This is a genomic window from Nocardioides sp. Root122, from assembly GCF_001425025.1.
Lineage (GTDB): Bacteria > Actinomycetota > Actinomycetes > Propionibacteriales > Nocardioidaceae > Nocardioides.
Window position 1 is genome coordinate 526,893 of the sequence record NZ_LMDE01000010.1, and the last position, 19,693, is coordinate 546,585.

Genomic DNA, 19,693 nt, shown 5'->3' on the forward strand with positions numbered 1-19,693 from the left:
CCCGGCACACGGGTCTCGGCACGACGTCGTACGACGGCGCCGCTAGCGTGGCTGCCATGCACAGCGAGACGAGGACCTACCGCACCGGTGGCGAGGAGGTCGTGCTCGACCTCACCCGTGACGCGGCGGACGTCGTGGCGGGGCGCGGTGACGGGCTGCTCCACGTGTTCGTGCCGCACGCGACGGCCGGGCTGGCGATCATCGAGACCGGCGCCGGGTCGGACGACGACCTGCTCGCCGCGCTCGCCGACCTGCTGCCCGCCGACGACCGCTGGCGGCACCGGCACGGGTCGCCGGGCCACGGCAGGTCGCACGTGATGCCGGCCGTCGTCCCGCCGCACTGCACGGTGCCCGTGCTCGACGGACGGCTCGCGCTCGGCACCTGGCAAAGCATCTGCCTGGTGGACCTCAACGTCGACAACGACCGGCGCGAGGTGCGCTGGTCCTTCCTGGCGGGCTGACCGATCGAGATCCGACCTGGCACACCGGCTGACGCGCGCGGCATCGACGAGGTGATCCGTGCCGCCTTCGGCGCCGACGACGCCGCCCACGGGGACCAGGTGGGTGACCTCTGGACTGAGGTGCGCGGCCTCGGGCTCGTCCTCGCCGAGCTCGTCGCGGTCGAGGGCGACGTCGTCCTCGGCCACGTGGGGGTCAGCCACTGCTGGCTCGATGCGCGCCCGGAGCTGGTCGACGTGGCGATGCTCAGCCCGCTCAGCACGCGGCCGGTCCGCCAGCGGGAGGGCACCGGTACGGCGCTGGTGGCGGCTGCGATCGGGGCCGCACGTAGCACCGGGCGGCCGGCGCTCTTCCTCGAGGGAAGCCCCGCCTTCTACGGCTCGCGCGGCTTCGCCCGGGCCAGCACGCTCGGCCTCCTGCCGGCGTCGCGGCGCACACCCGAGGCCGCCTTCCAGGTCGTGACGTTCGACTCCTACGAGGACTGGATGACCGGGCAGCTGGTCTATCCCGACGTCTGGTGGCGTCACGACTCCGCGGGCCTGCGCGACCCCGACCTGGCGTTCCTCGAGGAGCTGTTCGCCCGGGACTTCCCGACGCCCTGACCCTGCACCGCATCGAACACCTGTTCGATATGCTGGGCCGGTGTTCCCGCCTCCGCAGCCACGCCAGCGGCCGACCCCGCCGCAGGGACACCGCGGCGTTGCGCCGCCCGGGTGGCCACGTCAGGTGCGGCCGCCCGACGCCCCCGACTGGGAGGCGACGGCCGCCAATTGGCTGCTCGACCTCTGCCCGCCGGACTACCGCCGGTTCCCCGGGCTGCGGCGTCACGTGCTGGTCCTGGCGCGCTTCGCGGTGCTGCACGTGGAGGCCCAGCAGCTGGCCACCCGCCGCGGCCTCAGCGAGATCCGCGGCGACCTCCGCGACGTCGCGAGCCAAGCGGTCGTCGAGGCGGCCGTGCAGACCTTCCAGCTCGAGGACGCCCGCCTGCTCGCCGTACGCCGCGAGGTCGGGCTGGTCGAGGAGGCGCTGCGCGGGCGTCGCTACCGGGTGCGCATGTGAGTGCTGGCTAGGGTCGCCGGATGCACCTTCCCGCTGACGGAGTCCGCACCGACTTCGTGTGCCTGACCCTCGTCGACCCGCGTGGTTGGCTCCTGATGCAGGAGCGCGACGAGCACGCTCCGGTGTGGCCGGACACGTGGTGCTTCCCCGGTGGCGGCCTCGAGCCGGGCGCGACCCCGCGAGGGAGCCGTGCGCGAGCTCGCGGAGGAGACCGGCATCCGGCTGGCGCCCGAGGGTGTCAGCGACCTCGGGGAGCTCGAGGTGGAGTCCCCCCACGGCCGGTTCCGCTACCACGTGTTCGTCGCGCCGACCGAGCTCGGCAACGCCGACGTCGACTGCCAGGAGGGACGGCAGATCGTGTTCGTCGACCCGGCGACCGTCGGCGACCTGCCGCTCGTCACGTCCACGGAGACGGCCCTGGAGGCCGTCCGGTCCTGGGCGGCCGAGCACACGCCCGTGCCGCCCGAGGACGCCCGCGGGTTCGCCGGGGTGGTCCTCGTCGACCGACGCGGCTGGATCCTGCTGCAGGAGCGAGATGAGCACGCCCGCGTCGATCCCGAGGTCTGGGGCCTGTCCGGCGGCCACCTGGAGCCGGGGGAGACGCCGGACGAGGGTGCGCTGCGCGAGCTCGAGGAGGAGACCGGCGTACGCCTCGACCATGGGCAGCTGCGCGAGGTCGGCGCGTTCGCCAACGACCACCGCGAGTCCTACGGCACCTGGGACCGGATGTGGGTCTACGCGGCCGCGTGCGACCTGACCGACGCCGACATCGACTGCCGGGAGGGCCGGCAGATCGTGTTCGTCGACCCCGAGGTCGCGCGGGGCCTGCCGTTGACGAAGGGAGCAGAGGCCATCGTCCCGGCCTTCCTCCGCAGCGACGTCTACGCGAGCATGGCGCCATGAGCCACTCGTCCCTCACCGTGCACCCTGTCCCGTCCATGGGCGCCGAGGACGTCCTTGTCGGTCCCGACGGCACCGTCTGGACCGGGACGGAGGACGGCGCTGTCTGGGCACTGGACCCCGCGAGCGGCAGCACCCGCCGCATCGCCGACACCGGGGGGCGGCCGCTCGGGATCGAGCTGCTGCCGACCGGCCACCTCCTCGTCTGCGACGCCCGTCGCGGTCTTCTCGACGTCGACCCGGAGTCGGGCGCCGTCGAGGTGCTGTGCGACCGGATCGACGGGATGCCGATGCGGTTCTGCAACAACGCCGCCGTCGCCGGCGACGGCACGATCTGGTTCAGCGACTCCTCGCGGCACTACGGCGTCGACCGGTGGAAGGACGACTTCGTCCAGGACACCCGCACCGGCCGCCTGTTCCGGCGCGACCCCGACGGCACCGTCACCACGGTGCTCGACGGGCTCGCCTTCGCCAACGGCGTCGCCATGGCCGCCGACGAGTCCTACGTGTGCGTCGCGGAGACGCGCGGCAGGACCGTCGTACGACTGTGGCTGACCGGTGCGCGGGCGGGGGAGCGCGACCTGCTGGTCGGCGACCTGCCCGGCTACCCCGACAACATCAGCCGCGGCAGCGACGGGCTGGTCTGGGTGACGATCGCCAGCCCGGTCGACGGGCTCGTCGAGCGGCTGGGCGGGGCGCCGCTCGCGCTCCGCAAGGCGATCACGAAGATCCCCGAGGCCCTGCAGCCCAAGCCGAGGCGGACGATCCGCGTCCAGGCCTACGACGACGACGGCCGCTGCGTCCACGACCTCGACATCGTGGCCCCGGCCGGATCACCGGGCTACCACATGGTCACCGGGGTCCGGGAGCACCACGGCCGGGTGTGGATGGGCAGCCTCCACGAGCCCGCGGTGGCCGTCCACGACCTGGCATGAAATAGACTCACACCCCATGGGACACCTCGACTCGATCGCGTCGCCGCGCGACCTCCGCGGGCTCTCGGCCGAGCAGCTGGACGAGCTGGCCGCCGAGATCCGCGACCTGATGATCCGCACCGTCGCGACGAACTCCGGGCACCTCGGTCCCAACCTCGGCGTGGTCGAGCTGACGCTGGCGATCCACCGGGTGTTCGACTCCCCGCACGACCGGGTGGTCTTCGACACCGGTCACCAGTCCTACGTCCACAAGCTCGTCACCGGGCGGCACGCCGACTTCGCCACGCTCCGCAAGGAGGGCGGTGTCAGCGGCTACCCGAGCCAGGCCGAGTCCGAGCACGACATCGTGGAGAACTCGCACGCCTCGACGTCGCTGTCCTACGCCGACGGCCTGGCCAAGGCCTACGCCATCCGCGGCGAGGACCGGCACGTCGTCGCGGTCATCGGTGACGGCGCCCTGACCGGCGGCATGGCCTGGGAGGCCCTCAACAACATCGCCATCGCGCGCAGCAGCCGCCTGGTGATCGTGGTCAACGACAACGAGCGCTCCTACACCCCGACCATCGGCGGCCTCGCCACGGCGCTCACCTCGCTGCGCACCAACCCGCGCTACGAGCAGGTCCTCGACCTGGTCAAGAAGCGGCTCAACGCCGTCCCCGGTGTCGGGCACGCGGCCTACGACGCGCTCCACGCGGTCAAGAAGGGCATGAAGGACGCGCTCGCGCCGCAGGGTCTCTTCGAGGACCTCGGCCTCAAGTACGTCGGCCCCGTCGACGGCCACGACCGGGCCGCGATGGAGCAGGCGCTCGCCAGCGCCAAGCGCTTCGGCGGCCCGGTGATCGTCCACGCGATCACCCGCAAGGGCCAGGGCTACGACCCCGCACTGCGCCACGAGGCCGACCAGTTCCACGCTCCCGGCCCCTTCGACGTGCAGACCGGCGCCGAGAAGCCCAAGGGCAAGATCTGGACCGACCACTTCTCCGAGGCGATCGTCGAGCTCGGCGAGCAGCGCTCGGACCTCGTCGCGATCACCGCTGCGATGATGCACCCGGTCGGCCTCGACGTCTTCGCCGAGAAGTTCCCCGAGCGCACCTTCGACGTCGGCATCGCCGAGCAGCACGCCGCCACCTCGGCCGCCGGTCTGGCGATGGGCGGCATGCACCCCGTGTTCGCGGTCTACGCGACCTTCCTCAACCGCGCCTTCGACCAGGTGCTGATGGACGTCGCGCTGCACAAGTGCGGGGTCACCTTCGTGCTCGATCGCTCGGGTGTCACCGGCGACGACGGCGCCAGCCACAACGGCATGTGGGACATGTCGATCCTCCAGGTCGTGCCGGGCCTGCGCCTGGCGGCGCCACGTGACGTCACCCGGCTGCGCGAGCTGCTCGGTGAGGCGGTCGAGGTCGACGACGCCCCGACGGTCGTACGCTTCCCCAAGGGGCCGCCGCCGGCGGACGTCCCGGCGCTCGAGCGCCACGGCGGCGTGGACATCCTGGTCAGCGAGGGCTCTCCCGACGTCCTCATCGTCGCCGTGGGGTCGATGGCCACCACTGCGGTCGAGGTCGCCTCCCGGCTCACCGCCCAGGGGATCGGCGTCACCGTCGTCGACCCCCGCTGGGTCAAGCCGGTTGACCCGGCCCTCATCGAGCTCGCTGCCTCGCACCGCCTGGTGGTCAGTGTCGAGGACAACGGTCGCGTCGGCGGCTGCGGGGCGACCCTCCTGCAGACGCTCAACGACGCGGGGGTGCACACGCCGTTCCGGCTGCACGGCATCCCGCAGGAGTTCCTCGACCACGCCAAGCGCGACGTCATCCTCGCCCGCATCGGCCTCGACGCCCAGACGATCGCCCGCGGCATCGTCGAGGACGTCACGGCCCTCGACGAGGGTCTGGCTCCGGTAGCGGTCGACCACCCCGCCTGATCATCCGACCTGACATCCGACCTGGTCACCCGCGCGGTCAGTCGGCCGCGAAGTGGATGCCGATGGGCAGCTGGAACCCGCCGAGCGCCGGCAGCTGCTCACCCCGTGAGCAGGCGCCCGTGACCGCGTCGCAGGCCAGCAGCCACCCGTCCATGTCTTCCCCGCCGACCCCGTCGAAGGCGAGCGTGGCGACCGTGGTCGCGTCCATCCACCGGTAGCCGATCGCCCACTCGTGGCCGGTGTCGAGCGACACCTCGACGCCGCTGGCCGTGTCGACGACCAACCCGGCGTCGTCGTCCTCCACGGACAGCAACCGAGCGTCAGGGGAGAGCTCGGCGAACTCGCGCGCAGCGACCAGGAGGGTGTCGCCGTCACGCTCGAACACCACCGTCCTCCCGGGTGCGGTGCGCACGAGCGTGCCGTTCTCGGCGTCCAGGACGACGGCGCGGGGGTCGGTGCCGAGGGCCCGGTAGGCGTCCGGATCGGACGGCTGCCATGCATAGACGCCTTCTGAGTCGGCGGCATAGACCGTCGCTCCATCGATCGCGGTGGCCCGGAGCCTGCTGCCCGGCATGGATGGGCCCCGGACGAGCGTGCCGTCGGTGACGTCGTACCGCACCAGCCGGCGGTCGGCATCGACCCAGGCCACGAAGGTCGCGTCGGTCACCAGCTCGGCCAGGTCGCCCTCCGCAACGGCGCTGCCGATGATCCGCTCCATGCCGCCCTGCCAGAGGTGCACCCGGCCCGACGGGTCGGTGTAGACGACCGAGTCGCCGACCCAGACCCAGGCCCGGACGTCCGTGTCGAGCGCCACCGTCGCCCCGCTGCCGGTGTGCAGCACCCGTCCAGTGGTCCAGCTCAGCTGGTCGAGCTCGGCGACCGGGCCGGCTGCCACGACGGCGTCGTCGCTGGCCCTGCCGCCGAGCACTGCGGCTCCGGCGACGACCACCAGGACGGAGGCCGCGGCCACGCCTCCGACCACCGCCGTGCGCCGCCGGCGTACGACGCGGTCGCCGTCGCGGGTGATCGCGGCGAGGTCCAGCTCCGGGGCGTCGAGGTGGTCGGCACGCTCGCGCATCAGGTCGGTCAGCAGCCCGGTCATCGGGTCACCTCCATCGTCGTGGTCGGGAAGAGATCGGCGTCGCCCACCCGGTCGCCGAGGCGCGAGCGCAGCGTGCGCAGGCCGTCCGAGACCTGGCTCTTGACCGTGCCGACGGCACAACCGAGGACGCCGGCGGTCTGTGCCTCGGTCAGGTCCTCGTAGTAGCGCAGGACGATCGCTGCGCGCTGGCGCGGCGGCAACCCCTGGAGCGCCTGCCAGAGCAGTGCGCGGATGGCGACGTCGTCGGCGAGGCCGTCACCGGCCTGCTCGGGAACGGCGTCCACCGGGCGCTCACCCCAGCTGCGACGGCGGTACCACGTGATCGCCGTGGTGGTCAGCGCCTTGCGCGTGTAGGCCTCGGCCTTGCCCGGGTCGCGGAGCCGGGGCCAGGCGACGTACGTCTTGGTGAGCGCCTCCTGCAGCAGGTCCTGGGCGAGGCCCCGGTCGCCCACCAGGAGGTACGCCGTGCGGTGCAGTGCCGCCGAGCGCGCAGCGACGAACTCGGCGAAGGCCGCCGCATCACGTCGTGGCATCGCTGGGTCCTGACTGTTCGGGAGCGGGTCACCCCTACTGACGATCCCAGCACCCCGCATGGTTGGGTCCGTCCGTCCACGACACGCGTAGGAGGGAGGCGCAGCAGGCCCGGTCGGGTCTACCGTGCTGGAATGAGTCTGTTCCGCACCAAGTCCGTCGAGCAGTCGATCGCCGAGACTGAGGAGCCCGAGCACAAGCTCAAGAAGAACCTCGGGGCGCTCGACCTCACCATCTTCGGTGTCGGCGTCATCATCGGCGCCGGCATCTTCGTCTACACCGGCCTCGTCGCCGCGACCAACGCCGGCCCGGCGATCTCGCTCTCGTTCCTCATCGCCGGACTTGCCTGCGCGCTCGCGGCACTCTGCTACGCCGAGTTCGCCTCGACGGTGCCCGTCGCCGGCAGCGCCTACACGTTCAGCTATGCGACCTTCGGCGAGCTGATCGCCTGGATCATCGGCTGGGACCTCGTGCTGGAGTTCACGGTGGGCGCCTCCGCCCTGGCCGTGGGCTTCTCCGGCTACCTGCAGTCCCTGCTCGACGGCACCGCGCTCGAGATCCCGGCGTCACTGGCCTCCGCCAGCGACGGCGTGGTCAACCTGCCGGCAGTCGTCATCACGCTCGTGTGCGCCTCGGTCCTCATCGGCGGCATCAAGCTCTCCAGCCGGGTGAACCAGGTCGTGGTGGCAATCAAGCTGAGCGTCGTCGCACTGGTGATCATCGTCGGCATCGCGCACATCAAGACGGCCAACTACTCGCCGTTCATCCCGCCGAGCCAGCCGTCTGCCGGCGGCGACGCCTCGGCCTGGAAGACCCCGCTGATCACGTCGATCTTCGGCCTCGAGCCGGCGGTCTTCGGCATCGCCGGGGTCATCGCCGGTGCGGCGATCGTGTTCTTCGCCTTCATCGGCTTCGACGTCGTGGCGACGACCGCCGAGGAGACGAAGAACCCGCAGCGCGACGTGCCGATCGGCGTGCTGGGCTCGCTGGCGATCGTGACCGTCCTCTACATCGCGGTGTGCCTGGTCATCACCGGCATGCAGTCCTACCAGGACATCGACCCCGACGACGCGGCTCCGCTGGCCACGGCGTTCGAGAACGTCGGCCTGCACTGGATCTCCGACCTCATCGCCATCGGCGCCACCATCGGGCTGACGGTCGTCGTGCTGATCCTGCTGATGGGGCAGACGCGCGTCGCCTTCGCGATGGCCCGCGACGGCCTGCTCCCGGTCAGCCTGGCCAAGGTCCACCCGACGTTCGGCACGCCCTACCGGATCACCGCCCTCACCGCGGTGATGGTCTCGGTGCTGTCGGGCTTCGTGCCCTTCGAGACGCTGGGCGACCTGGTCAGCATCGGCACGCTCTTCGCCTTCATGCTGGTGAGCGTCGGCGTGCTGGTCCTGCGCCGGACCCGGCCCGACCTCGACCGCGCGTTCCGCGTGCCGGCGATCTACGTCGTCGCGACCGCGTCAGTGCTGCTGTGCGGCTACCTCATGCTCAACCTGATCGCCGAGACGTGGGTCCGCTTCCTCGTCTGGATGGCGATCGGCCTGGTCGTCTACTTCGCCTACGGCCGCTCGCACAGCCGGCTCGGTCGCGGGGACTACGACAAGCACACCCGCCCGGCGGACAGCACACAGGTGGTCGAGTAGCCGCGCGAGCTGCTCGACCACCTGGTGGTGTGTCAGTGGAAGCGCTTGCCGGTCGCCTTCTCCGAGATGCCCTTCACGTCGAGCATGAAGGTCAGCCCGCCGTTCCAGAACGAGAACCCGGCGCCGGTGATCATCGCCAGGTCGATGTCCTGCGGGGCCACGACCACGCCCTCGTCGAGCATCAGGCGCGCCTCCTCGGCCAGGCCGGAGAGGGTCTTCTCGCGCACCTCCTCGGCCGTCAGCACGACCGGGTCGGCCGGCTTCTCCAGCAGCGCCTCGACCTCGGGGTCGAGCGCACCGTCGGCGCCGTAGTAGGCAGGCTTCCTCGCCGCCACGATCCGCTCGAGGGCGGGGGAGACGTAGAAGCGGTCGGGGAACGCGCCCGCGAGCGTCTCGTTGTTGTGCAGCGCGATCGCCGGTCCGACCAGCGACAGCAGCACGAACGGCGGCATCGGCGCGATGCCGGCGAACGCGCCGTCGGCCACCTCCACCGGGGTGCCCTCGTCGACGATGCGGCCGACCTCGCTCATGAAGCGGCCCAGCAGCCGGTTCACGATGAAGGACGGGCTGTCCTTGACGAGGATCGTCGTCTTCTTCAGCGCCTTGCCGGTCGCGAAAGCCGTGGCGAGCGTGGCCTCGTCGGTGGCGTCGCCCTGGACGATCTCCAGCAGCGGCATGACCGCGACCGGGTTGAAGAAGTGGAAGCCGACCACCCGCTCGGGGTGCTCGAGGTCGGCAGCCATCTCAGTGATCGACAGCGACGAGGTGTTCGTCGCCAGGACGCACTCGGGTGAGACGACCTTCTCCACGTCGGCGAAGACGGTCTTCTTGACCGACATCTCCTCGAAGACGGCCTCGATGACGAAGTCGGCGTCACCGAAGGCGACCTGCTTGTCGGTCTCACCGGACACCAGGGCCTTGTGGCGGTTGGCCTTGTCCTGGTTGATGCGTCCCTTGGCGAGCAGCTTGTCGATCTCGGCGTGGACGTAGGCGACGCCCTTGTCGGCACGCTCCTGGTCGAGGTCGGTCAGCACGACCGGCACCTCGAGGCGGCGTACGAACAGCAGCGCCAGCTGGCTGGCCATCAGGCCGGCGCCCACGATGCCGACCTTGGTCACCGGGCGGGCGAGCGACTTGTCGGGTGCGCCGGCCGGCCGCTTGGCCCGCTTCTGCACCAGGTCGAAGGAGTAGAGCGAGGCCAGCAGCTCGGCCGTCTGCGACATCGCCTCGAGCGCGTCGTCCTCGGCCGCGAAGCCGGCGTCGCGGTCGCTGTCGCGCGCTGCGGCGATGAGCTCGACAGCCTTCGCGGCGGCCGGCGAGGCACCGCCGGTCTTCGACGCGACGATGCCTTCGGCGCGCGTGATCGCGGCGTCCCAGGCCTCGCCACGGTCCACCTCGGGACGCTCGACGGTGACCTCGCCGCGCAGCACGGACGCCGCCCAGAGCAGCGACTGCTCGAGGAAGTCGGCGCCGTTGAAGACCGCGTCGGCCAGCCCGAAGTCGTAGGCCGCCTGCCCGCCGAGCGTCTTGCCCTGGTTGAGCGGGTTCTCGATGATCAGCGTCACCGCCTTGTCGGCGCCGACGAGGTTGGGCACGAGATAGGCGCCGCCCCAGCCGGGGACCAGGCCGAGCATGACCTCGGGCAGGCCGAGGGCCGGCGCGGAGTCCATGACGGTGCGGTAGGTGCAGTGCAGCGCCACCTCGAGGCCACCGCCCAGGGCGAGACCGTTGATGAAGCCGAACGACGTCTTGCCGCCGTCCTGGAGCTTGCGGAACACCGCGTGCCCGAGCTCGGCCACGGTGCGTACGGCGTCGGGGCCGCCGCCCTGGATCGACGTCAGGTCGGCACCCGCCGCCAGGATGAACGGCTTGCCCGTCACCGCGATCGCGTCGATGGTGTCGTCGGCCAGCGCCGCGTCGATGGCGGCGTCGAGCGCCAGCAGCGAGGCCGGACCGAAGGTGTTGGGCTTGGTGTGGTCCTCGCCGTTGTCGAGGGTGATCAGGCCGATCGTCGCGCCGGGCAGGGCCACGGTGCGCAGGTGGGCCTGCGTGACGCGCTCGGCGTCGGACACGATCGCCCGGGCGCGCTCGAAGATGCTGGAGTCGTTCACTTGTCTGCTCCCTCGTTCGTGTCGCCGCCGGTCCAGTGCGGGTTCTCCCAGATGACGGTGCCGCCCATGCCGATGCCGATGCACATGGTGGTGAGGCCGTAGCGGACCTCGGGGCGCTCCTCGAACTGGCGCGCGAGCTGGTTCATCAGGCGTACGCCGGAGGAGGCGAGCGGGTGGCCCATGGCGATCGCGCCGCCGTAGGGGTTCACCCGCGCGTCGTCGTCGGCGATGCCGTAGTGCTCGAGGAAGGCGAGCACCTGCACCGCGAAGGCCTCGTTGACCTCGAACGCGTCGATGTCGTCGATGGTGAGGCCGGCGAGCCGCAGGGCCTTCTCGGTCGCGGGGATCGGTCCGGCACCCATGACCTCGGGCTCCACGCCGACGAAGGCGTAGGTGACCAGGCGCATCTTCACGGGCAGGCCGAGCTCGCGCGCGGTCTCCTCGTCGGCGAGCAGCGCGGCGGTGGCGCCGTCGTTGATGCCCGCCGCGTTGCCGGCGGTCACGTTGCCGTGCGAGCGGAACGGAGTCTTCAGCGCGGCCAGCGACTCGAGGGTGGTCTCGGGGCGCATCGGCTCGTCGAGCGTGGCCAGGCCCCAGCCGGCGTCGGCGGAGCGGGTCGCGACCGGCACCAGGTCGGGCTGGATCTTGCCCGCGTCGTAGGCGGCCTTGGTCTTCTGCTGGCTGCGGACCGCGTACTCGTCCACGCGCTGCTTGGTGATGGTGGGGTAGCGGTCGTGGAGGTTCTCCGCGGTCTTGCCCATCACGAGGGCGTCGGGGTTGACGATCCGCTCGGACAGGATGCGCGGGTTGGGGTCCACGCCTTCGCCCATCGGGTGGCGGCCCATGTGCTCGACGCCGCCGGCGATGGCGACGTCGTAGGCGCCGAAGGCGATGCCCGAGGCGGTGTTGGTGACCGCGGTCATCGCGCCCGCGCACATGCGGTCGATGGAGTAGCCCGGCACGCTCTGGGGCAGGCCCGAGAGGAGCGCGGCGGTGCGCCCGATCGTCAGGCCCTGGTCGCCGATCTGGGTCGTGGCGGCAACCGCGACCTCGTCGACCCGCTCGGGCGGGAGGGACGGGTTGCGGCGCATCAGCTCACGGATGCACTTGATGACGAGGTCGTCGGCGCGCGTCTCGGCGTACTGGCCCTTGGCCTTGCCGAACGGGGTGCGCACGCCGTCGACGAAGACGACCTCACGCTGTGGACGGGGCACTGGCTTCTCCCAAGTGGTGTCGGGGTGTCTCACGGGAAGGACTGCAGGATCGCGGACAGGTTACCCCTCGGTAACAAGACCTGCCCAGATGCGCGGGTGTGTGTCGGGTCACTGGTGGGGAGTCACTAGGGTTGCGCCATGGCCGAACGACTCGTGCACATCGTGGACGACGCGGAGGTGCTCGCCGACGCGGGTGACCTCACGCTGGTCTGCGTGCTGACCGGCTTCCTGGACGCCGGCAAGGCGGCCGAGCTCGCCGCCTCCCACCTCGCCGCGCAGTCCGACGGCAAGGTGGTCGCGACCTTCGACGTGGACTCGCTCCACGACTACCGCGCCCGGCGACCGCCGGTGACCTTCCTCCGTGACCACTACGCCGACTACGAGGCGCCGCGCCTCGCGGTCCGGGCGATGCGCGACACCGGCGGCACGCCGTTCCTCCTGCTCGTCGGCCCCGAGCCCGACATCCGGTGGGAGGCGTTCGCGCGTGCCGTTCGCGAGGTCGTCGAGCACTTCGGGGTGGCGCGCGTGGTGAGCCTCGGTGCGGTTCCGATGGCGGTGCCGCACACCCGGCCGATCGCGATCACGCCGCACGCCAACCGCCCCGAGCTCGTGCCGGGCGAGAGCCCGTGGCAGAGCGAGCTGCGGGTGCCGGCGAGCGCGCAGGCCCTGCTGGAGATCAGGCTGGGGGAGTGGGGCCACGACGCGCTCGGCTTCGTCGCCCACATCCCGCACTACCTCGCGCAGATGGAGTACCCCCAGGCCGCGCTCGTGCTGCTCGAGCACCTCGAGATCGGTGGTCACCTGACGATCGACCTGAGCGAGGTCCGCGAGGCCGCCGAGATCACCGAGACCGAGGTCGACCGCTACCTCGCCTCCCACGACGAGGTCGGCGACGTCGTACGCGGGCTCGAGCAGCAGTACGACTCCTTCCGCGAGGCCGAGGCAGCCGGCAGCTCGCTGCTCGCGGGCGACGAGACGCTTCCGACGGGCGAGGAGATCGGTAGCGCCTTCGAGGCGTTCCTCGCCGACCTCGACGACCAGTCCAAGGACAACCCCGACGAGACCGGCTGGGAGGACCGCTGATGGCGGGCAGCGCCGCTGAGCTCGCCGCCCTGCTCGAGCTCGAGCAGCTCGAGGTCGACCTGTTCCGGGGCACCCAGGCGCGCACCGAGCGGCAGCGGGTCTTCGGCGGCCAGGTCGCCGCCCAGGCCGTCGTCGCCGCCACCCGCAGCGTGGAGGGCGAGTTCGTCCTCCACTCGCTGCACTCCTACTTCCTGCGGCCCGGCGACCCCACCATCCCGATCGTCTACGACGTCGAGCGCATCCGCGACGGCCGCTCGTTCGCCACCCGCCGGGTCTCCGCCCGCCAGCACGGGCGGCCGATCTACTACCTGACGGCCAACTTCCAGATCCCCGAGCCGGGGCTCGAGCACCAGGACCGGATGCCCGACGTCCCGCCGCCCGAGCAGGGCATGCCCCTGGTCGAGCTGGCCCGCGAACGCGGCCCCGAGGCGGCTGAGCACTGGGAGCGGGAGTGGTCGGCGCTCGACATCCGCCACGTCGGGATCACGGGTCGCGGCATCCCCGAGGACCCCGAGCACCCCGCGCAGGCCCGGCTGTGGATCAAGGTCAACGGCGAGGTGTCCGAGGACCCCACGGTCCAGACCGCGGCGTTCACCTACGCCAGCGACCTGACGCTGCTGGGCGCCGCCCTCGTCCCGCACGGCGTCCACATCGCCTCGCCGCGGCTGATGCCGGCCTCGCTCGACCACACCATCTGGTTCCACAAGCCCTTCCGCGCCGACGAGTGGTGGCTCTACGACCAGTTCTCGCCGTTCGCGGGCGGCGGGCGCGGGCTGGCCCTCGGCCGCGTCTTCACGCAGTCGGGCGAGCTGGTGGCGACGGTCGCCCAGGAGGGCCTGATCCGCCTCCGCGACAAGCCGACTAGCACTACAAGCGTGTAGTTTCCTGCATTTGGCAGACGGGCGTGTCGTGCGCCCGTAACCTGTGAGCGCTCGTGTGGCGCCTGGGACTGTCGTGACTGCTCCTACGACGGGCCCGGTGCGCTGCTCACCCGACATCGAACGCACCGTGACGAGGACGCTCACCCATGGGCCCGAACCCCCGTACGACGACGACCCTCGTGGCCTCCGCGGCGGCGCTCGCGCTGCTCGCGCCCTCGGCACCCGCCGCCGCCCGACGCGGGGCGCCGGTGACGGCGTACCAGATGCCGTTCCCGTGCGGCGAGACGTGGAGCGGGGCGACCCGTCCGGGGCACAGCCCCAGCCCGAACGCCATCGACTGGAACCGCAACCCCGACCTCGGTGCGCCGATCGTGGCGGCCGCGTCCGGCGTGGTGACGACGGCCTGGACCAGTCCCAAGGGCGGCTACGGGCGCTGGGTCGTCCTGGACCACGGCAACGGCGAGACCTCGCTGTACGCCCACATGGCCAGCGTCGTCGTCGGGGTCGGCCAACGCGTCGACCAGGGCGCGATGATCGGCACCCTCGGCGACAGCGGCAACGCGTCCGGGTCGCACCTGCACTTCGAGGAGAAGAGCGGACGCAGCGTCGTCCCGGCCTGGTTCGACGGCACCGCGTTCGGCAACGGCGCGCTCACCTCGAAGAACTGCGTCGACGTGCCGCTGGCCGGCGACCTGGCCGGCAGCCGCATCTCGGAGGTCGCGGTCTTCCGCCGGGCGAAGAAGTCGTCGTTCGTCTTCAGCTCGGGCGTGACCGTGGCGTTCGGCAAGGCCTTCGACGAGCCCCTGCTGGGCGACTGGGACGGTGACGGCCAGCTCGACGTCGGCGTCCGGACCCCGAGGAACAGCAAGTTCCGGCTCAAGACGCCCCGCGGCATCGTCCGCGTGAAGTGGGGCCTGACCTCCGACATCCCCGTGAGCGGCGACTGGGACGGCAACGGCACCACCGAGATCGGCGTACGTCGCGCGTCCGAGGGCACGTTCTACCAACGGCTGCCCGACGGGTCGTCGAGCCCCGTGTGGCTCGGCGACGCCGACGACCTGCCCGTGACGGGCGACTGGGACGGCAACGGCACGACCGACCTCGGCGTCTTCGACCAGGCCACGGCGACGTTCACGCTCCGCTCCGTCGACGCGTCCGGGCTGTCCGTGCTCGAGGTGGTGCCGTTCGGGGCTGCCGGCGACCTCCCGGTGACCGGCGACTGGAACGGCGACGGCGTCACCGACCTCGGCGTCTGGACGCCCGCCACGGCGACGTTCACCCAGGGCGTCGGCCGCACCGCGACCGCCGCCCGCCGGGTGCTGCGCACCCTCCGGTTCGGCAACCCCCGCCGCTAGCGCGGGTCAGGCGGGCGTCGTCCGGCCGAGGAGGTGCGGGGACCCGTCCTTCGGGCTGGTCATCGCGAACGTCCAGCGGTCGTCGTCGCGCCGAGCCGCGAAGGCCACCGTCCCGGGGAGGAACACCGGCTTCCTGAACGCCACCTCGACGGTCACCGCCTCGGGGAGGCGGTTCTCGAGGGCGGCGACCGAGCGCGCCTTGGTCCACATCCCGTGGGCGATCTGCCGCCGGAACCCGAGCGCCCTGGCGGTGAGCGGGTAGAGGTGGATGGGGTTCGCGTCACCCGAGACCGCGGCGTAGGTCCGGCCGAGATCGGCGGGCAGCCGCCACTCGATGCCCCCGGTCGGCGCGTCGTCGACGGCCATCCCCGGGGCGGGGTCACCCTCGACGGAGCGTCCGCGACGCAGGTAGGTCGACGTCGACTCCCACGCCGTCTCGCCGTCCGCGGTCACCGAGGTCACGAAGTCGAGGAGCACGCCCCGGGCGTGCGGACGGGGAGCACCCACCCGCGTGGCGACGTCGAGCGTCTCGCCGACCCCGATCGCGCGGTGGGCGGTGATGGTGTTCTCGACGTGCACCATGCCGATGGCCGGGTAGGGGAACGCCGGGTCGCCCATGATCGCCATGTGCAGCGGGAAGGCCAGCAGGTGCGGGTAGGTGACCGGGACGACGTCCTTGCGCGGGAAGCCGCACACCGCGGCGTAGGCGTCCACGCGCTCGCGCTGGACGGCGACGTCCTCGCGGGCGTACGCCAACCCGGTGAAGGCGCTCGCCGGGCCCTTGCGCACCCCGGGCAGCCGGTTGACGCCGGGCAGGGCCGGGAGCGCCGCTCGGACCAGGGTGCTGAGCCCTCCCGGCTCCCCGGTGAGGGTCCTGGTCGGCTCGGTGACGTCGGCCATCAGGCGCCCAGCATCATCTGGCCGCACACCCGCACGACGTTGCCGTTGACCGCGCCCGACCCCGCGCTGGCGAACCACGCGATGGTCTCGGCCACGTCGACCGGGAGGCCGCCCTGGGCCATCGCGTTGAGGCGCTGGCCGACCTCGCGGGTCGCGAACGGCACCGCAGCGGTCATCTGCGTGATGATGAACCCGGGGGCCACGGCGTTGACGGTGATGCCGTTGTCGAGCTCGTCGCGCAGGCTGTCCACGAGGCCGATCACGCCCGCCTTGGACGTCGCGTAGTTGGTCTGGCCGACATTGCCGGCGATGCCCGCGATGGAGGCCACGCCGACGATGCGACCGCCCGCGTTGAGGACGCCGGCGTCGAGGAGCTCGCGGGTGATCAGCTCGGGGGCGGTGAGGTTGACCGCGATCACGCTCTGCCAGCGGTCCTCGGCCATGTTGGCGAGCTTCTTGTCGCGGGTGATGCCGGCGTTGTGGACGACGACGTCGACGCCTCCGTGGTGCTCGCGCAGGTGGTGTGCGATCCGCTGCGGGGCGTCCTTGGCGGTGATGTCGAGGACGAGGTGGTCGCCGTCGAGCTCGGCCATGAGCGTCTGCAGCTCGCTGGCGGCCTGGGGCACGTCGACGCCGACCACGGTCGCGCCGTCGCGGTGCAGCACGCGGGCGATCTCCTCGCCGATGCCGCGGCTGGCGCCGGTGACGAGGGCGACCTTGCCGGCCAGCGGCCGGGTCCAGTCGGTCACCTGGTCGGTCGTGGTCGCCCCGTGGGCGCCGATCCGCACGACCTGGCCCGAGACGTAGGCGGACTTGGGGGAGAGGAGGAAGGCGAGGGTCGAGTCGATCGCGCCGTCGGCGGCAGGGGCGACGTACACGAGCTGGACGGTGCCGCCGCGACCGATCTCCTTGCCGAGCGAGCGGGTGAAGCCCTCGAGTGCGCGCTGGGCGATCCGCTCAGCGCCCGAGGTGAGCTCGGGCGGGGTGCCGAGGACGACCACGCGCGGGCAGGTCTCGAGCCGGCGCATGAGCGGGGTGAAGAACTCCTGCAGCGCGACCAGGCCGGTGGTGTCGGTGATCCCGGTCGCGTCGAAGACCAGGGCCTTGGCCAACGCGTCGTCCTCCAGCGACCTCGTCGACGCGATGCCGAGCCCGTCGAGGGTCGTCGGGAGCACCTCGGTGAGGCGGCCGGACCCGCCGAGCACGACCAGGCCGTCCACGAGTGCCGCACCCTCGGACCAGCGCTCCAGCGCGGTCGGGTTCGGGAGGCCGAGATTCTTGACGAACAGCTGGCCGATCGGGGTGGACGTGAAGCCCTGGTAGCGGTCGCTCATGGGTGGGGCCTTCCGGGTAGCGCGGCGGACGGACTCATGTAACTGTGTGTGCAACTCGGAGTCCATATTTCGTGACGTGCCCCTCACCCCGTTGGCGTCGGGCACCTCACCGGCAAGGATATGGACATGCAGAACACCACTCGTCCGGTCGCCGTCGTCGGCGGCAACCGCATCCCGTTCGCCCGGTCCAACACCGTCTACGCCGGTGTCTCCAACCAGGAGATGCTGACCGCGGCCATCGACGGCCTCGTCGAGCGCTTCGACCTGCAGGGCGAGCGACTCGGTGAGGTGGTCGCCGGCGCCGTCCTCAAGCACTCCCGCGACTTCAACCTGACCCGTGAGTCGGTGCTCGGCTCGAAGCTCGCGCCGGAGACCCCGGCCACCGACATCCAGCAGGCGTGCGGCACCGGGCTCCAGGCGGCCATCCAGGTCGCGAACAAGATCGCGCTGGGCGTGATCGACGCGGGTGTCGCGGGCGGCACGGACACGACGTCCGACGCGCCGGTGGCGATCAGCGACAAGCTCCGCAAGAAGCTGATGAAGGTCAACTCGGCCAAGGACACCGCGAGCCGCCTCAAGGCACTCGGCGCCATCCGACCCGGTGACATCGGCCTCGACATCCCGCAGAACGGCGAGCCGCGCACCCGGCTGTCGATGGGCGAGCACGCCGCCCTCACCGCGCTCGAGTGGCGGATCACCCGGGAGGCGCAGGACGAGCTGGCCGCGCGCTCCCACCACAACCTGGCGCGCTCCTACGAGGAGGGCTTCCACGACGACCTCGTCACGCCGTTCCGCGGCGTCGAGCGCGACAACAACATGCGCCCGGAGTCCACGGTCGAGAAGCTCGCCACCCTCAAGCCGGTCTTCGGCAAGGGCTCGGCCGCCACGATGACCGCCGGCAACAGCACGCCGCTGTCCGACGGCGCCTCCGCCGTTCTTCTGGCCAGCGACGAGTGGGCCGAGGGACGCGGGCTCCCGGTCCTCGCCCACCTGGTCGACGCCGAGACCGCGGCGGTCGACTACGTCAACGGCCACGAGGGCCTGCTGATGGCGCCGGCGTACGCCGTCCCGCGGATGCTGGAGCGCAACGGCCTCACGCTCCAGGACTTCGACTACTACGAGATCCACGAGGCCTTCGCCTCGCAGGTCCTCTCGACGCTGGCCGCCTGGGAGGACCCGGTGTTCTGCACCGAGCGCCTCGGCCTCGACGCGCCGCTCGGCGCGATCGACCGTGACAAGCTCAACGTCAACGGCTCCTCGCTCGCGGCCGCCCACCCGTTCGCCGCGACCGGCGGCCGGATCATCCCGGTCGCCGCGAAGCTGCTCGCCCAGAAGGGCCAGGGCCGGGCGCTGATCTCGATCTGCGCAGCCGGCGGCCAGGGCGTCGTCGCCATCCTGGAGCGCTGACCACCCCCCTTCGTCCCTGTCCTGGTCACCGACCGGGCGCTTCCGCGCAGCGCGAGGAGGCGCCCGGACACGGTGTCCCGTGCGAGGGAGTGCCGGCTCGGCTCAGGGGCGAGTGAGCCTGAACCACTCGCCCCTGTTGCCGGCCACGGCTCGTGCCGGCGCGGAGCGGTCGGTGGAGCCGATCCCGGAGACGGCCGTCACGGTCCAGCCCCGGTAGGCCCGCTCGAGGTCGTACCGGACCGCGTCCTTGGGCCGCACCGGCCAGGCCCGCGGCCCGCCGGTGCGGACGAGGACGGTGGCGTCCGGCTCAGCGAGCTCGGTGACGCCCCCGGCCAGCAGGGTGCGTCCTGCGTCGTCCAGGCTCTGGAAGCAGCCGACGTCGAGGAACAGGTCGAAGCCCTTCCCGACGCCCGAGTGCACCAGGTGCCGCACGTCGCCGATGACGAACCGGGCGTCGTCGAGTCCGTTGCGGCGCACGGCGACGTCGACCGCCTGGCGGACGTTGTCGACCCCGATCGCGTCCCAGCCGCGATCGACGAGCAGCTTGGTGTTGGCGCCCCGGCCGCAGCCGAGGTCGATCGCGCGAATGACGCGATCCGGTCGCATCGCCTCCTCGCGGTCGAGGAGGTGGAGGAGCGTGGGCTGGTCCTGCCGGCCCGCCTTCTCCCACGGGATGATCCCGGCGCGGTATGCGGCGGCGTAGCCGATGCCCATATTGAGTTCCTGACCTGGTGACCGGAAAGTACCGGTCTCTCTCCACGGTACTCCCCATGCCGGCTGCTAGGGTCGGCCGCGATCGACATCCTTTAACGAGCCGTCCCGTGAGGCGGAGAAGGAGGTCCGGCGCGC

At 71.8% G+C, this 19,693-nt stretch carries 18 protein-coding genes; 11 read left to right on the plus strand and 7 right to left on the minus strand.

Annotated elements, in window-relative coordinates; translation table 11 throughout:
- Positions 1–56: 56 nt before the first annotated feature.
- From ASC64_RS11575 to dxs, 6 genes are all read left to right on the plus strand, one after another.
- A complete protein-coding gene (locus ASC64_RS11575; RefSeq protein ID WP_056907671.1) occupies positions 57–461 on the plus strand; it encodes a YjbQ family protein in 405 nt (134 codons plus the stop codon).
- Between the two features lie 9 nt (positions 462–470).
- Positions 471–1,061, plus strand: coding sequence for a GNAT family N-acetyltransferase (locus tag ASC64_RS11580; protein WP_268788239.1), 591 nt, complete (start codon positions 471–473; stop codon positions 1,059–1,061).
- 124 nt (positions 1,062–1,185) lie between these two features.
- The gene (locus ASC64_RS11585) at positions 1,186–1,518 is read left to right on the plus strand and encodes a hypothetical protein (protein ID WP_056907673.1); all 333 of its coding nucleotides are present in this window, start codon (positions 1,186–1,188) and stop codon (positions 1,516–1,518) included.
- A 189-nt stretch (positions 1,519–1,707) separates the two neighbouring features.
- Entirely contained in the window at positions 1,708–2,421 is a 714-nt protein-coding gene (locus ASC64_RS22785; RefSeq protein WP_235563686.1) for an NUDIX domain-containing protein, read from the plus strand.
- Entirely contained in the window at positions 2,418–3,353 is a 936-nt protein-coding gene (locus ASC64_RS11595) for an SMP-30/gluconolactonase/LRE family protein (protein ID WP_056907674.1), read from the plus strand. Before ASC64_RS22785 ends, ASC64_RS11595 begins: the two co-directional genes overlap by 4 nt.
- A 16-nt stretch (positions 3,354–3,369) precedes the next feature.
- Positions 3,370–5,274 carry a 1-deoxy-D-xylulose-5-phosphate synthase gene (dxs, locus tag ASC64_RS11600; protein ID WP_056907675.1) on the plus strand — a complete coding sequence of 635 codons (1,905 nt, stop codon included), beginning with the start codon at positions 3,370–3,372 and terminating at the stop codon, positions 5,272–5,274.
- A gap of 37 nt (positions 5,275–5,311) precedes the next feature.
- Here dxs and ASC64_RS11605 read toward each other — a convergent pair whose 3' ends face one another.
- Together ASC64_RS11605 and ASC64_RS11610 are read right to left on the minus strand one after the other, a co-directional pair.
- Complete coding sequence (locus tag ASC64_RS11605; RefSeq protein WP_056907676.1) at positions 5,312–6,376, minus strand: hypothetical protein; 1,065 nt, start codon at positions 6,374–6,376, stop codon at positions 5,312–5,314.
- The gene (locus tag ASC64_RS11610) at positions 6,373–6,909 is read right to left on the minus strand and encodes a SigE family RNA polymerase sigma factor (RefSeq protein WP_056907677.1); all 537 of its coding nucleotides are present in this window, start codon (positions 6,907–6,909) and stop codon (positions 6,373–6,375) included. Before ASC64_RS11610 ends, ASC64_RS11605 begins: the two co-directional genes overlap by 4 nt.
- A gap of 132 nt (positions 6,910–7,041) precedes the next feature.
- On the opposite strand from ASC64_RS11610, the gene ASC64_RS11615 reads away from it, so the two are divergent.
- Positions 7,042–8,559, plus strand: coding sequence for an amino acid permease (locus ASC64_RS11615; RefSeq protein WP_056907678.1), 1,518 nt, complete (start codon positions 7,042–7,044; stop codon positions 8,557–8,559).
- A gap of 32 nt (positions 8,560–8,591) precedes the next feature.
- Here the strand turns inward: ASC64_RS11615 and ASC64_RS11620 are convergent, their stop codons facing one another.
- Positions 8,592–10,670: a 3-hydroxyacyl-CoA dehydrogenase NAD-binding domain-containing protein gene (locus tag ASC64_RS11620; RefSeq protein WP_056907679.1), complete on the minus strand. Its 2,079-nt coding sequence runs from the start codon at positions 10,668–10,670 to the stop codon at positions 8,592–8,594.
- Positions 10,667–11,884: a thiolase family protein gene (locus ASC64_RS11625; RefSeq protein WP_056907680.1), complete on the minus strand. Its 1,218-nt coding sequence runs from the start codon at positions 11,882–11,884 to the stop codon at positions 10,667–10,669. Before ASC64_RS11625 ends, ASC64_RS11620 begins: the two co-directional genes overlap by 4 nt.
- A gap of 138 nt (positions 11,885–12,022) precedes the next feature.
- Between ASC64_RS11625 and ASC64_RS11630 the strand changes: the two genes are divergently transcribed.
- The 3 genes from ASC64_RS11630 to ASC64_RS11640 all read left to right on the plus strand — a co-directional run bounded on the left by ASC64_RS11630 (position 12,023) and on the right by ASC64_RS11640 (position 15,203).
- On the plus strand, positions 12,023–12,967 hold the full coding sequence (locus ASC64_RS11630; RefSeq protein WP_056907681.1) for a PAC2 family protein: 945 nt from the start codon (positions 12,023–12,025) through the stop codon (positions 12,965–12,967).
- Positions 12,967–13,848, plus strand: a complete 882-nt coding sequence (locus tag ASC64_RS11635; RefSeq protein WP_056907682.1) for an acyl-CoA thioesterase — start codon at positions 12,967–12,969, stop codon at positions 13,846–13,848. The genes ASC64_RS11630 and ASC64_RS11635 overlap by 1 nt, the downstream gene beginning before the upstream one ends.
- 146 nt (positions 13,849–13,994) lie before the next feature.
- The gene (locus ASC64_RS11640) at positions 13,995–15,203 is read left to right on the plus strand and encodes a M23 family metallopeptidase (protein WP_056907683.1); all 1,209 of its coding nucleotides are present in this window, start codon (positions 13,995–13,997) and stop codon (positions 15,201–15,203) included.
- A 6-nt stretch (positions 15,204–15,209) separates the two neighbouring features.
- On the opposite strand, the gene ASC64_RS11645 is transcribed toward ASC64_RS11640, so the two are convergent.
- Together ASC64_RS11645 and ASC64_RS11650 are read right to left on the minus strand one after the other, a co-directional pair.
- Positions 15,210–16,103, minus strand: a complete 894-nt coding sequence (locus ASC64_RS11645) for a MaoC/PaaZ C-terminal domain-containing protein (RefSeq protein ID WP_056907684.1) — start codon at positions 16,101–16,103, stop codon at positions 15,210–15,212.
- Positions 16,103–17,437 (minus strand): 3-oxoacyl-ACP reductase, encoded by a 1,335-nt coding sequence (locus tag ASC64_RS11650; protein ID WP_056907685.1) that lies wholly within the window; start codon positions 17,435–17,437, stop codon positions 16,103–16,105. The genes ASC64_RS11645 and ASC64_RS11650 overlap by 1 nt, the downstream gene beginning before the upstream one ends.
- Before the next feature lie 126 nt (positions 17,438–17,563).
- On the opposite strand from ASC64_RS11650, the gene ASC64_RS11655 reads away from it, so the two are divergent.
- Positions 17,564–18,844 carry an acetyl-CoA C-acetyltransferase gene (locus ASC64_RS11655; RefSeq protein WP_056907907.1) on the plus strand — a complete coding sequence of 427 codons (1,281 nt, stop codon included), beginning with the start codon at positions 17,564–17,566 and terminating at the stop codon, positions 18,842–18,844.
- A 102-nt stretch (positions 18,845–18,946) separates the two neighbouring features.
- On the opposite strand, the gene ASC64_RS11660 is transcribed toward ASC64_RS11655, so the two are convergent.
- On the minus strand, positions 18,947–19,558 hold the full coding sequence (locus ASC64_RS11660; protein ID WP_056907686.1) for a class I SAM-dependent methyltransferase: 612 nt from the start codon (positions 19,556–19,558) through the stop codon (positions 18,947–18,949).
- Positions 19,559–19,693 lie beyond the last annotated feature (135 nt).